This is a genomic window from Candidatus Tremblayella phenacoccinincola, from assembly GCF_002682985.1.
Taxonomy (GTDB): Bacteria; Pseudomonadota; Gammaproteobacteria; order Burkholderiales; family Burkholderiaceae; genus Tremblaya; species Tremblaya phenacola_C.
The window spans coordinates 1-14,257 of the sequence record NZ_MKGN01000020.1 but is presented as its reverse complement, the minus strand read 5'-3'; the positions used below and the strand labels follow the sequence as shown (position 1 = coordinate 14,257).

8 protein-coding genes and 3 rRNA genes are annotated in these 14,257 nt (G+C 41.4%); 8 read left to right on the top strand and 3 right to left on the bottom strand.

Translation table 11 applies throughout. The features are described 5' to 3' along the window. The first annotated feature begins 246 nt into the window (after positions 1–246). Entirely contained in the window at positions 247–2,493 is a 2,247-nt protein-coding gene (metE, locus tag TPPER_RS01195; protein ID WP_099336946.1) for a 5-methyltetrahydropteroyltriglutamate--homocysteine S-methyltransferase, read from the top strand. A gap of 51 nt (positions 2,494–2,544) precedes the next feature. Continuing rightward, complete coding sequence (locus TPPER_RS01190; RefSeq protein WP_099336945.1) at positions 2,545–3,495, top strand: lipoyl synthase; 951 nt, start codon at positions 2,545–2,547, stop codon at positions 3,493–3,495. Here TPPER_RS01190 and TPPER_RS01185 read toward each other — a convergent pair. Continuing rightward, complete coding sequence (locus tag TPPER_RS01185; RefSeq protein ID WP_146684952.1) at positions 3,492–4,616, bottom strand: 3-deoxy-7-phosphoheptulonate synthase; 1,125 nt, start codon at positions 4,614–4,616, stop codon at positions 3,492–3,494. The two genes, TPPER_RS01190 and TPPER_RS01185, sit on opposite strands and share 4 nt — an antisense overlap. A 379-nt stretch (positions 4,617–4,995) precedes the next feature. On the opposite strand from TPPER_RS01185, the gene dnaK reads away from it, so the two are divergent. Both dnaK and dnaJ read left to right on the top strand, forming a co-directional pair. Beyond that, entirely contained in the window at positions 4,996–6,891 is a 1,896-nt protein-coding gene (dnaK, locus tag TPPER_RS01180; protein ID WP_099336943.1) for a molecular chaperone DnaK, read from the top strand. 83 nt (positions 6,892–6,974) lie between these two features. Then, positions 6,975–8,087 (top strand): molecular chaperone DnaJ, encoded by a 1,113-nt coding sequence (dnaJ, locus tag TPPER_RS01175; protein WP_099336942.1) that lies wholly within the window; start codon positions 6,975–6,977, stop codon positions 8,085–8,087. A gap of 88 nt (positions 8,088–8,175) precedes the next feature. On the opposite strand, the gene TPPER_RS01170 is transcribed toward dnaJ, so the two are convergent. After that, on the bottom strand, positions 8,176–8,823 hold the full coding sequence (locus TPPER_RS01170) for a hypothetical protein (protein ID WP_099336941.1): 648 nt from the start codon (positions 8,821–8,823) through the stop codon (positions 8,176–8,178). A gap of 71 nt (positions 8,824–8,894) precedes the next feature. On the opposite strand from TPPER_RS01170, the gene TPPER_RS01165 reads away from it, so the two are divergent. The 4 genes from TPPER_RS01165 (at position 8,895) to rrf (ending at position 13,893) form a co-directional block, all read left to right on the top strand. After that, positions 8,895–9,092 carry a hypothetical protein gene (locus TPPER_RS01165; RefSeq protein WP_099336940.1) on the top strand — a complete coding sequence of 66 codons (198 nt, stop codon included), beginning with the start codon at positions 8,895–8,897 and terminating at the stop codon, positions 9,090–9,092. Between the two features lie 130 nt (positions 9,093–9,222). Beyond that, positions 9,223–10,785: ribosomal RNA gene (locus tag TPPER_RS01160) — 16S ribosomal RNA — on the top strand. Positions 10,786–10,851: 66 nt separating this feature from the next. Continuing rightward, positions 10,852–13,763, top strand: a 23S ribosomal RNA gene (locus TPPER_RS01155). Between the two features lie 14 nt (positions 13,764–13,777). Continuing rightward, positions 13,778–13,893, top strand: a 5S ribosomal RNA gene (gene rrf, locus TPPER_RS01150). Together the 16S, 23S and 5S rRNA genes form the textbook arrangement of a ribosomal RNA operon. On the opposite strand, the gene TPPER_RS01145 is transcribed toward rrf, so the two are convergent. Next, complete coding sequence (locus TPPER_RS01145) at positions 13,888–14,202, bottom strand: hypothetical protein (protein ID WP_099336939.1); 315 nt, start codon at positions 14,200–14,202, stop codon at positions 13,888–13,890. The two genes, rrf and TPPER_RS01145, sit on opposite strands and share 6 nt — an antisense overlap. Positions 14,203–14,257: the final 55 nt, after the last annotated feature.

Here is a 14,257-nt window from a genome sequence, read left to right as displayed (position 1 = left end):
CTAAAAGGGAGAACCAATGTTAGCTGCATCTGTTAGGTTAGTGGTATGTATTATGATGTAGCTCCAGTCTTCTTTGTTAGCTTCACTTCGAACATGCATACACACCTAACAACCGCTTCTCAATAATGAGACCTAACCTACATACTTGGCTAACCTTTTACATCGGTAGGCTTAATAAATAATAACTACTAACACCCGCTACCCAGTCTTAGATGAACCATAGCAAAAGAGCTTCCTATAGAACCTATGAACATAGCACATATCCTAGGCTTTCCAAGAGTTGGTTTTAACCGAGAGCTTAAGTTTATCCTAGAGTCCTATTGGAAAAACAGAACTTCAGAAACCAAAGAGATGCTTTTTAAAACAAGAAAGGAGATATGTCTAAAAGCCTGGAGAATGCAAAAGCTGTTACGTTTAGACTTCTTAACTGTAGGTGACTTCTCTTTTTATGATCATGTTTTAAGTACTCTGTGTGGTTTAGGAGGACTTCCAAAAAGATATGGCTTCAATGTTAAAAGCCCTTCCATTGATAACTACTTTGATGCTGCTAGAGGGATTAATAACTTTAAAGCTATGGACTTGAAGAAATGGTTTAATACTAACTATCATTATTTAGTTCCTGAATATACATCTGGAATGGAGTTCAACGCAGAGTTTACTTGGTTGTTAGAAGAAATAGATCTGGCAAAAGCGATTCAACATCCAATCAAAGTATGTATGTTAGGACCAGTTTCACTCTTGTGGCTTGGTAAAGAATACGGAGACTTATCTAATAGAGTTGAAGTACTTCCAAGACTGCTAGAGGCATACAAAAGGGTACTGATGAACATTAAGCTTAAAGGAGTTGAGTGGGTTCAACTTGAAGAACCAATAGCTTCCTTCAGTCTACCTGCTGTTTGGCGTATAGCTTTAAGAACAGCATATGAACAGCTGGCTTCTTGTTCTCCAAAGATACTATTTACTTCCTATTATGCATTCCCAACTGAGATGTATACATTCATCAAGTCTTTACCAGCAGCTGGGTTTCACTTTGATATTACCAATAACGTTTCAATTAACCAGTTAGAGACTTATCCATCAGACAAAGTATTATCGGTAGGCATTGTCAACGGTAGGGACGTCTGGAAGAATGATCTTAAACGGTCCATACATAGAATTGAAAGGCTTCGTAGTAAAATAAGAAGTGAGATGTGGGTTTCTACTAGCTGTCCTTTATTGCATGTTCCTTGTGATCTTTCAACAGAAGGTAAAGTTAGTGAAAGCCTCAAACGTAAGCTATCTTTTGGGGTCCAGAAGATACAAGAAGTCGTTACCATCAAAGAGCACTTAACGAGCCAGATGTCAACCATTGCAGGCTCGAGCTTAGTAAAAGAAACCCACTTCAACCCCAGAGTTGGCTTCTACACTGAGGATTTAGAAAGCGAATGTTGCTTCAAGAGGCTGAACTATTTGGATCGTATAAAACTACAGAAGCCCATTAGTAATCTCCCAATATACCCAACAACCACAGTAGGTTCCTTCCCACAAACTGAACACATTAGAAAGATACGCTCACTGTTTAAAAAAGGAAACCTAAGCCAAAAAGAATACATAACAACCCTAAAGTCCGAAGTCAGCTTCATAATAAAGAAGCAGGCAGTTTATGGGTTAGATGTTTTTGTTCATGGAGAGGTGGAACGAAATGATATGGTCGAGTATTTTGGAGAGCTAGTTGAAGGGTTTATGATAACTGAAAACGGTTGGATTCAAAGCTTTGGGTCAAGATGCACTAAGCCTCCAATAGTTTTTAAGGATCTATCTTTCATTAGGCCAATCACTGTTTACTGGTCAAAGTACGCACAAAGCTTAACCAACAAGCCAGTAAAAGGCATGGTAACAGGACCAATGACTATTCTAAACTGGTCTTTCCTAAGGAAAACCCAAACAATACAAGAGCTGTCCTTGCAAATAGCCTCTGTCCTAAGAAAAGAAGTAACTCTACTAGAGAACCATGGTACAAGAGCTGTTCAGGTTGACGAACCTGCAATAAGAGAAGGCTTACCGTTGCTGTATGAGAATTGGAATCAATACTTAAGCTGGTCTGTTAAAGCCTTTCATATAGTTTCATCTGGAATATCAGCATCAACACAAATACATACGCACCTTTGCTATTCAGAGTTTGGAGAAATAGTAGATACGCTAGTAAAGCTGGATACGGATGTAATATCAATTGAAGCAGCACGTTCAAACATGTTTCTGTTGGAACCGTTCAAAGAATGTGGGTTTACTAATGAAATTGGTCCTGGTGTTTATGACATACATTCACCAATGATTCCTAGCGTTGAAGAAGTTTTACTTAGGGTCAAATATATCACTACATGCATACCCAAGGAAAGAATTTGGATTAACCCAGACTGCGGATTGAAAACCAGAACGTGGTCTCAAGTTGACAAGTCATTAGCTAATATGGTGAAAGCTACCAAAGTTGCAAGACTGCAAGAACCAACCATTTAGGTAATTCCTTTTTGAGAGGTAGTCATTGAGTTAGGAGCTAAGAACCCAACAATGAATGCAGATGTTAAAAGCTTTTACTGCAAGGCTTCATCTGTTGGTCATATACGTAGTTTCGTTGTTAAACCAATTCAAGAGCTACATATGATGCATACATATAATAACTTAAATAGGAAACCATGTTGGGCAAGACTCAGATTAGGCACCAGCCGTAAACACTACAATGAAACAAAAGTAATATTAGGAACCAGTAAAGCTAGATCGATTTGTCAGGATGCGTGTTGTCCAAATATGTATCTATGTTTTAAAAGTAAGTCAGCAGCTTTTATAGTTATGGGAGCTAGCTGCACAAGAAGTTGCACATTTTGTAGTGTCCTCAAAGAGCGTTTATTGTTCTTAAACCCACTAGAGCCTTTCTATATTATCAGAGTTCTAAGAAGCATACATTTAAACCATGTTGTAATGACTAGTGTTAATAGAGATGACTTGTCAGATGGAGGAGTTGAGCAGTTTATTAGGAGTGTAGTTGAGCTTAAAAGAAATTACCCTAAGCTGTCCACTGAGTTGTTAGTTCCTGACTTCAAAAGTAATCTTAAGTCTGTGTGTAATGGGTTTAAGGGAAAGCTACCAAACATTCTTAATCATAACATAGAAACGGTACCTAGACTGTATGCTAATGTTAAGCTTGGTACCGAATACTTAAACTCAGCTTTGCTGCTAGGTCAGTTCAAAAGATTCAATCAACACTCCAACTCTAAGACTGGTATTATATTAGGTTTTGGAGAAGCTGCTGGAGAAGCTTTGATCACTGTTTGTGACCTTAGAAACTGTGGAATAACCTATTTAACTCTCGGACAGCTTCTTAAGTCCTCTCATCATAAACCTACACCAAACAAGCATCTACATCCTAACCTATTTAAGATATATAAAAAGATAGCTCTCCAAATAGGAATACCTGTTGTAGCTTCTGAAGTTATGGTACGTTCCTCATTAAAACTATCTTAACGTGAGTCCTTACGTCTAATTCTAACTGCAGCTGCTAACTCTTTAAACATATCAACACTATCAGGCCAACCAATACATGCGTCTGTAATACTTTTACCATAGCTAGCTTTACAGCCACATCCACAAACACTATCGCATTCACTGCTCGTTTGTTTTCCTTCCGTTAAGTAAGATTCCATCATAACTCCCAAGATCTTTCTTTCACCATTGTTTATTTGTTTTATTACCTCTTTGCACACTCTTGCTTGTTCAACATGGTTCGACTTACTGTTAGAATGACTAACATCTATTAAAACCTTGCTCTTTAGGCCAGTAAGCATTAAATATGTACTAGCGTTATTGATGCTTTGAGAGTCATAGTTAGTTGTTTTATGACCACCTCTTAGAATCAAGTGACAGCTACTGTTCCCATCGGTTGCAAAGGTCGATGGTTTACCAGCTTTATTAACGGAAAGAAAGTAGTGTGGACATCCAGCTGCTGTTATCGAATTAATAGTAGTTGAGATAGCTCCTTCTGTATTGTTTTTAAAACCAACAGTAAAGGGTAAACCCGATGCTATTTCCCTATGGGTCTGAGACTCAGTAGTACGTGCTCCTATAGCACCCCAGGATATCAGGTCATGTATAAACCACACAGCTATTGGATTCAAACACTCAGCGCCTATTGGTACATTAGCTTTGTTAATTTGAAGATATAACTTCCTTGAAGCTTCTAAACCATTGTCGATAGCAGAACTCCTATCAAGATATGGATCATTTAGCAGGCCTTTCCAACCTACAGACGTTCTAGGCTTTTCAAGAAATGCTCTCATAATAACTTCAAGGTCTTGTTGTAGTTGAGCTCTTACCTTTGAAAGCCTATAGCAGTAGTCCATTGTAGACTCTACATCATGTATTGAACACGGACCTATTATTACTATTACTCTGTTATCGACGTCATTTACAATTCTTTTAACAGAGCTTCTCACGGTTCTAATGAAGTTTACGGTTCTTACGTTTACTTTAAGCTTTTCTTTTAAGGTTGATGGGTCAACACATTCGAACGTTCTACTTCTCATTTGTTGTTCCTCCTTAGAGAATGTATCTATGGTGAGCTCAGTTAATACAACATCGTAATTCAACAGAATGTGAGCTGTGAACCACTTTGGGGGAGGCTTCTTGGGTTGCTGTTCAATGCTAACCGCTTAACAAACCATAGACCATGATAAACAAAACGTATAACCGACAAGCCTGTTCCAGACCGGAATGCTTTATCAACAATCCCAACTGTCTTTAGAGGGGAAGAAGCATTCTAAGAACCAACCATTGTTAGAAGTCAGTATCATCAGGAACATCAATACTAGAACCAATAGAACCAATAGCATCAACTGAACCAGACAACATTGTGGCCTCAGGCTTACATAAAGGCCACTTAATATACGATCGTATAGTTAGACCCGCTTTAGTAATAGCTTCAAGGAAAGCGTAATATTCTTAATCAACATGACATCTGGAGACTAAATGACTAAGATTATAGGTATAGACCTTGGAACAACAAACTCATGCGTAGCAGTAATGGAAGGCAGCAAGCCAAGAGTTATTGAGAATTCTGAAGGTTCCCGTACTACCCCTTCTGTAGTAGCATATCAAAGCAATAACGAGGTTTTAGTTGGAGCTCCTGCTAAGCGTCAGTCTATCACAAACCCACAGAACACCTTATTTGCCATCAAGCGTTTAATTGGACGTCGGTTCGAGGATAAAGAGGTTCAGAAAGATATAAATATAATGCCGTACAATATAGTAAAAGCTGATAACTCTGATGCTTGGATAGAGATTAGGGGTAGAAAGATAGCACCACCTCAAATATCTGCTGAGATACTACGAAAGATGAAGAGAACGGCTGAAGACTACCTAGGGGAACTAGTTAAGTCAGCTGTAATTACAGTTCCTGCCTACTTCAATGACAGCCAAAGACAAGCAACAAAGGACGCGGGAAGAATAGCAGGTCTTGAGATTAAAAGAATAATTAATGAACCAACAGCAGCTGCTTTAGCTTATGGTCTTGATAAAATAGAAGTGAAAGACCGCAAGATTGCAGTATATGACCTTGGTGGTGGTACGTTTGACATATCAGTTATTGAGATTGCTGATGTTGATGGAGAAAAGCAGTTTGAGGTTCTTGCGACCAACGGTGATACTTTTCTTGGAGGTGAAGACTTCGATCAGAGAGTCATGGAACATATAATAAGTGAATTCAAAAAGGACCAAGGTGTTGATCTTCGTAATGATATCTTGGCTCTACAAAGACTTAAAGAGGTTGCCGAAAAAGCAAAGATAGAGCTTTCGTCCAGCCAACAGACCGAAGTTAACCTACCATACATAACTGCCGATAAAGCTGGACCAAAGCATTTACACCTTAAAATGACATGCGCAAAGCTGGAATCATTGGTTGAAGACTTGATTGAAAAAACTATGGAACCCTGCAGAATAGCTCTCAAAGACGCTAAGCTAAACAAGTCTGAAATAGATGATATCATTCTCGTAGGTGGTCAAACTAGAATGCCGAAGGTTGTAGAGAGAGTTAAACGCTTCTTCAAGAAAGAACCTAGAAGAGATATTAACCCAGATGAAGCAGTAGCTATTGGGGCAGCAATTCAAGGACAAGTCTTATCAGGTGAGCGAAAGGACGTTCTTTTGTTAGATGTAACACCATTGTCCTTAGGTATAGAAACCTTGGGTGGCATAATGACAAAGATGATAAGCAAAAACACCACCATTCCAACTAAACACTCACAGGTCTACTCAACAGCTGAAGATAACCAACCTTCAGTAACCATAAAGGTATTCCAAGGTGAACGTGAAATAGCTGCTAAGAACAAGCTTTTAGGAGAGTTTAACCTTGAAGGCATTCCTCCTTCCCCTAGAGGCATCCCTCAAATCGAGGTAACGTTCGATATTGATGCTAACGGAATATTGCACGTTAATGCTAAAGATAAAGCAACAGGTAAAGAGAATAAGATTACAATAAAGGCTAACTCAGGTTTATCAGAGTCCGAAATATCAAAGATGGTTGAAGACGCAAAGCTAAACGAAGAGGAGGACAGGAAGCTAAAAGAGCTCGTTAATTCCAAAAACCAAGGAGATGCTTTAGTTCATAGTACCAAGAAGTCATTAAAGGAATACGGCAGCAAGCTTAAAACTGATGTTCGTGAAAAGATAGAAACATCAATTAAGTCTCTTGAAGATGCTCTGAAGTCTGACGATAAGTCCATAATTGATTCAAGAGTCAAACATCTTATTGAAGAGTCAAGAGTCATTGGAGAACAAATGTATGCTACCAAAAAAGAACCCACTAAAGACCAAGACAGTCCTAAAGAAAGTGAAAACAATATTGTAGATGCCGACATCAAAAGCTAACATAAGTCCATAAAAGCGTTTGTAATGGGAACGGAACGACAAGCTTGTTCTCTTTGTTCATCTAATGCAGGATATCTGAAGGAATGTCAGAAAGGGATTATTACGAAGTGCTGGGTTTAGATAGGAAGTCAAGTGACGAAGAAATAAAGAAATCATATAGAAAGCTTGCTATGAAGTATCATCCAGATAGAAACGCAGACAGCAGTTCCGAAGCCTGTTTTAAGGAAGTAAAGAGAGCCTATGAGGTCTTGTCGGATAGAAGGAAACGCGCATTGTACGATCAATACGGACATAGCTTAGGAGAGCAGTCAGCGGCAGGAGATATGGGTCATGGGTTTGGGGGTTTCACTGGAACGGTTGAAGACATCTTTGCAGACTTCTTTGGTGGTTCCAGCTCTAACCGAAGGAAGAAAAGAGTTAATAGGGGTACCGATGTGTTTGCTAAAGCTGAGCTATCTTTAGAGGAAGCTATCCGGGGTCATGAGGTAAAGGTTCATCTCTCAAGGCACATATTGTGCAACGCTTGTAATGGTGCAGGAACGAAAGCTGGTACAAAGCCTAAAACATGCACAAGCTGCGCAGGTCTTGGAGTCAACCACATATCTCAAGGCTTCTTTAGCATTCAGCAACCTTGTACTTCTTGTCATGGTGTAGGTACAGTAATAACAAATCCATGCGTTAGCTGCAAGGGTTCTGGTAGAATAAAAGAAAGAAAGAGATTATCAGTTAAAATACCAAGTGGCATTGAAAGTGGTATGAAGGTTAGAGTTTCTGGTCACGGAGATGTTAGCTTTTCAGGCATATACGGAGATCTTTTTGTTGAGGTTAATGTAAAACAACACCAACTTTATGAACGAAATGGAAGTGATCTACATTGTCATGTCCCTATAAAGTTTACCGTTGCTGCATTAGGCGGAGATATTAGTATTCCCACTCTTTTAGGAAGTAACGTCACATTTAACATTCCAGAAGGGACTCAAAACAATAGGATATTCAGAGTAAAGGACAAAGGAGCTAAAAGCATTAGGTCTAACATGAATGGAAGTCTGTATGTTCACGTTTTAATTGAAGTACCTATAAAGCTAAGTGAATACCAACGTAGTATATTAATGGAATTTGAAAGAGCAACCCGAGATGAACTGAAACATAGCCCGATGCAGAAGAGTTGGTTGGAGAAGCTTAAAGCACATCATTAACTCTCTTGGTAAAAGCCGCTACATTGGAATTCATTTGAAAGGCTAAAAGTAGAACCTCGAATCCAAGGAACAGTAGTCATACTTCGGGTCATCCTGATGATGCTGTTGTTGATGATGATGCTGTTGTTGATGATGCTGTTGTTGATGATGATGCTGTTGTTGATGATGATGCTGTTGCAGCTTTTTTAGCCTTTATAGACAGCATGTTAAGTAATAATGAGTTCTTCAGTTGCTCCTGCATAGATAACGCAACTTGTTCAGGAAGGAAAAGGTCTCTAACGTAAAATATATGCCTTTCCACTTCATATGCAAAGGTATCTAAAACTAAAGACCTAGGCATTCTGTTGCATAAGCAAATCACTTCTATCTCATATTTAACCAAAGTCCACAACAACCCAACAACTTTCTTTGGTTCTTTTACGAGCTTGATTGGTACTTTTATATTAACTCTATCGGTTTGGTTCACAGCTAAGAAGTCTATATGTATAACTGCTTCACTTACACAATGTCTCTGAACTGCTTTGGTAACTGCACAGCTTTTATATCTTTTATACACTGTATTTAGCACACAGCACATCCTTTGGTTTCCTTTTAAAAGCCTCTCAACGGCTTCTTGTTTTATAGAGACTGGGGCTGAAAAGATTCCACTTATGAAGCCTCGAACGTTGTTATCTTTCTTAGCTGCCAAGTTGCATTTACCAATCCATTTTCGATGCAGAGTTATTACGCTTAACATAACAGCTCACCTTTGGTAAAGAATTAATAACATCACTTGTCTATCACAGCTCTTAACGGCTTTTGTTTATTATGGACTACTTCCTCCCAATAAACCAGTTGTTAGTTCCCTTCTCCCACAGCTCCCTCATATCAAAAGGTTCTACTATATATTGTGGAAACACCTCCATAAAAGAATTCATAAAGAGTGTGTCTAAACCCATTAGAGACTATACCCATATACAGCAGGTTTTACTTCATAGGTTTAGGACTCAAAGAAGGTCTTTATAGTTGTTATTCTTTTATGTTGACCCCCGTGTTTAGCCCTTCAAACGACGGAACATTCTTAAGTTTCATAACCATTCAGCTTGAACGCATTTGAACACAGCTTTGATAACATTCTTAAGTATTCGGGAGTTATATACGTCAGAGTTTGATCCTGGCTCAGATTGAACGCTAGCGATATGCCTAACACATGCGAGTCGAACGGCAGCGGTTAAAAGAAGCATCTTCTTTGCCGGCGAGTGGCGAACGGGTGAGTAACACATTGGAACATGTCCTAAAGTGGGGGGGAGATAACCACTGGAAACGGTGGCTAATACCGCATAATGTCGTTAGACTAAAGTGGGGGAACTTCGGTTCTCACTCTTCAGGGGTGGCCAATGTCTGATTAGCTAGTTGGTGGAGTAAATGCCCACCAAGGCGACGATCAGTAGCTGGTCTGAGAGGATGGTCAGCCACACTGGAACTGAGACACGGTCCAGACTCCTACGGGAGACAGCAGTGGGGAATATTGGACAATGGGGGTAACCCTGATCCAGCAATATCGCGTGTGTGATGAAGGCCTCCGGGTTGTAAAGCACTTTTGTTCGGGAAGAAAGCCTACCTAACCAACAATTAAGTAGCATGACTGTACCGAAAGAATAAGCACCGGCTAACTACGTGCCAGCAGCCGCGGTAATACGTAGGGTGCAAGTGTTAATCGGAATCACTGGGCGTAAAGAGTGCGTAGGTTGTTTGTTAAGACTACTGGTGAAAGCCCTAGGCTCAATCTAGGAACTACTGTGGTGACTAACATTCTCGAGTATGGTAGAGGGGGTCAGAATTCCAGGAGTAGCGGTGAAATGCGTAGATATCTGGAGGAATACCAAAGGCGAAGGCAGATCCCTGGACCAATACTGACACTGAGGCACGAAAGCGTGGGGAGCAAACAGGATTAGATACCCTGGTAGTCCACGCCCTAAACGATGTCGATTAGTCATTGGAAGGACCCTTTTTCCTTTCAGTGTCGTAGCTAACGCATTAAATCGACCGCCTGGGAAGTACGACCGCAAGGTTAAAACTCAAAGGAATTGACGGGGACCTGAACAAGCGGTGAATGATGTGGATTAATTCGATGCAACGCGAAAAACCTTACCTACCTTTGACATGACCAAAGTTCTACCGAGAGGTGGAAGTACTCGTAAGAGGATTGGTTCACAGGTGCTGCATGGCTGTCGTCAGTTCGTGTCGTGAGATGTTAGGTTCAGTCCTGCAACGAACGCAACCCTTATCTTTAATTGCTCCTATTTTAACAGGCACTTTAAAGAAACTGCCAATGATAAGTTGGAGGAAGGTGGGGATTACGTCAAGTCAGCATGGCCTTTATAGGTAGGGCTTCACACGTCATGCAATGGTTAGAACAAAGAGCTGCAACTTCGTAAGAACTAGCCAATCTCACAAACCTAACCTCAGTACGAATTGCGGTCTGCAACTCGAGCGCATGAAGCCGGAATCGCTAGTAATCGTGGATCAGAATGCCACGGTGAATACGTTCTTAGGTCTTGTACACACCGCCCGTCACACCATGGAAGCGAGTCTTACCAGAAATGGTTAACCTAGTCCATATATCAGGAACCGGGAACCCATAAAGGCAAGGTTCATAACTGGGGTGAAGTCGTAACAAGGTAGCTGTAGGGGAACCTGTGGCTGGATTACCTCCTTTAACAACATATAAAAAGGGGAGCTGTTCGAACGTTCATGCTTTCTATCATTGTGGTTCTGTATGTAGGTTTAAGTAAGAAAGTGCACACGATGGATGCCTAGGTGATCACTGGCGAAGAAGGACGTTTCAGCCAACGCTAATCTTCGGAGAGCTGGCAAGAAAGCTTTGACCCGGAGGATTCCGAATGGGTAAACCTAAACTAACATAGCTTATCCTAAACTGAACACATAAGCTTAGGATGTTAACGTGGAGAACTGAACCATCTAAGTACCCACAGACAAAAGAAATCAAATGAGATTCCCTTAGTAGTGGCGAGCGAACAGGGATGAGCCGTGCATTTGGAGAGTATGCTTTGACTAACCGAACATTCTTGAACGAATGACCATAGGAGGTGATAGGCCTGTAGGTGAAAGTTAATACCGTACTGCATGCAGCAATAAGTAGAACGAGGCACGTGAAACCTTGTTTGAAGATAGGGGGTCCATTCTCTAAGGCTAAATACATGTGATCAACCGATAGCGAACTAGTACCGTGAGGGAAAGGTGAAAAGAATCCCCGAAAAGGAAGTGAAACAGAGCCTGAAATCATGTGCATACAAACAGTCGAAGCTTTTCTTAAGCCTATCTTCTAGGTTGATTCTAAGTAAAGTAACGACGTACCTTTTGTATAATGGGTCAGCGAGTTACATTCAATAGCAAGCTTAACTTAGTCAGGAAGGCATAGCGAAAGCGAGTCTTTAAGGGCGTCAAGTTGTTGAATGTAGACCCGAAACCAGGTGATCTAATCATGGGCAGGTTGAAGGTTAGGTAATACTAACTGGAGGACCGAACCCACTAGCGTTGCAAAGCTAGGGGACGACCTGTGATTAGGGGCGAAAGACCAATCAAACCTGGAGATAGCTGGTTCTCCCCGAAAGCTATTTAGGTAGCGCCTTATGAAATCACTCCTGGGGGTAGAGCACTGTAATGGCTTAGAGATCTTTAAGGGTTATCTTTCCATAGCAAACTACGAATACCAGAAAGAGTTCAATCATGGGAGACAGACGCTGGGTGATAACGTCCAGTGTCGAGAGGGAAACAACCCAGATCGCCATCTAAGGTCCCTAAATGTAGCTAAGTGTAAAACGAGGTGTCCAAGCAAAAACAATCAGGATGTGGGCTTAGAAGCAGTCATCATTTAAAGAAAGCGTAACAGCTCACTGATCTAGCTTGGATGCACGGAAGATATAACGGGGCTAAGCTGCATACCGAAGCTGCGAACATATAAAGCTATGTGGTAGGGGAGCGTTCCGTAAACCAACGAAGGTGCTTTGCTAGAAGTATTGGAGGTATCGGAAGTGCGAATGCTGACATGAGTAGCAAGAAAAGAGGTGAGAATCCTTTTCACCGAAAGCCCAAGGGTTCCTATGCAACGTTGTTCGTCATAGGGTAAGCCGAAGTCCTAAGGTGAGGCCAAAAGGCGTAATCGATGGTTAACAGGTTAATATTCCTGTGCCGTTAACACTATAGCGATGGGGTAACAAACTAAAGGTAACTAGCCAAGAGCGTGGACTCCTCTGGTTATTGTGTTGAAGGAATGCTTAGGAAAAGACCAAGCAGCTATTTGTACTATAATTCCCTGGTCACAATACGAGTCTAAAGTGGTTACTGATGGTTTCAGGAAAAGCCTCTAAGTGACTAAAAGTGTAGCGTTCGTACCGCAATCCAACGCAGGTGGGCAGGATGAAGATTCTAAGGTGTTTGAGAGAACTCAGGAGAAGGAACTCGGCAAATTGATACCGTAACTTAGGGAAAAGGTATGCCTCAAGAATAGCTGATACAACATCATAAAGTTCAAGAGGTTGCAATGAATCGGTGGCTGCGACTGTTTAATAAAAACACAGCACTCTGCTAACACGAAAGTGGATGTATAGGGTGTGACACCTGCTCAGTGCCAGAAGATTAATTGAGAAAGTGAAAGCTTTCAACTAAAGTCCTGGTAAACAGCGGCCGTAACTATAACGGTCCTAAGGTAGCGAAATTCCTTGTCGGGTAAGTTCCGACCTGCACGAATGGTGTAACGATGGCCATACTGTCTCCTCCTGAGACTCAGCGAAATTGAAATGGTTGTGATGATGCAATCTACCCGCGGCTAGACGGAAAGACCCCATGAACCTTTACTGTAGCTTTGCATTGAGATTTAAGTCGATCTGTATAGGATAGGTGGGAGGCTTTGAAGTGTGGACGCCAGTTTGTGCTGAGCCAACCTTGAAATACCACCCTTTTCAGCTTAGATGTCTAACCTGTTCCGTTAACCGGAATAGGAACAATGTATGGTGGGCAGTTTGACTGGGGCGGTCTCCTCCTAAAAAGTAACGGAGGAGCACAAAGGTACGCTAACTACGGACGGGAATCGTACTAATAGTGTAATGGCATAAGCGTGCTTAACTGTAAGACAAACGAGTCGAACAGATGCGAAAGCAGGTCATAGTGATCCGGTGGTTCTGTATGGAAGGGCCATCGCTCAACGAATAAAAGGTACTCTGGGGATAACAGGCTTATACCGCCCAAGAGTTCATATCGACGGCGGTGTTTGGCACCTCGATGTCGGCTCATCTCGTCCTGGGGCTGCAACAGGTCCCAAGGGTATGGCTGTTCGCCATTTAAAGAGGTACGTGAGCTGGGTTTAAAACGTCGTGAGACAGTTTGGTCCCTATCTACCGTGGGTGTTGGATATCTGAAGGAAGCTGTTTCTAGTACGAGAGGACCGGAACGGACAAACCTATTGTGTACGGGCTGTTAAACCATTGGCACTGCCCGGTAGCTACGTTTGGAAAAGATAACCGCTGAAAGCATATAAGCAGGAAGCTTGTCCTAAGATGAGATATCCCAGGCTATGTCCTAAAGGGTCGTTCTAGACTAGAACGTTGATAGGTTGGGTGTGCAAGCATAGTAATATGTTTAGCTAACCAATACTAATGAACCGTGAGGCTTAAACCTATATTTAATACAAGCCTGACATATACAGAAGATTGGAACCACACCTTCCCATTCCGAACAGGTTGAGTGAAACGGGCTTACGCTGAGAATAGTGTGGTCATGTTCCACGCAAAGGTAAGTAATGTCAGGCTCTTTCAGGTTCTAAAGGAGAGTCTATATCTATTAGACAGTAGCATTTATTAGACATCATAACCCTAAGGCAGTAGCGAGGGAGAACATAGGGGTGTTCTGGGTTAATCTCTGGAATGATTAGTAGGTGGTTCTGGATAGTAGGTAGTGGAGTTAGGGTCAGTAGTAAACAGAAGAGGATGTTTGTGAGGGAGTATGTGTGGGAACTCTCAGTAGGAAAGGTATCCCGGAGAAGGTTGGGGTGGAAAGCAGTAGTATGTTCTGCTGTCAGTCTGTTCATTGTTTCGTTAGCTTCGTTAGCCTCATACATATACGATAGCCTCATCATACATACTTTAAGGCTGTTCTCCTAGACTATCAACCCT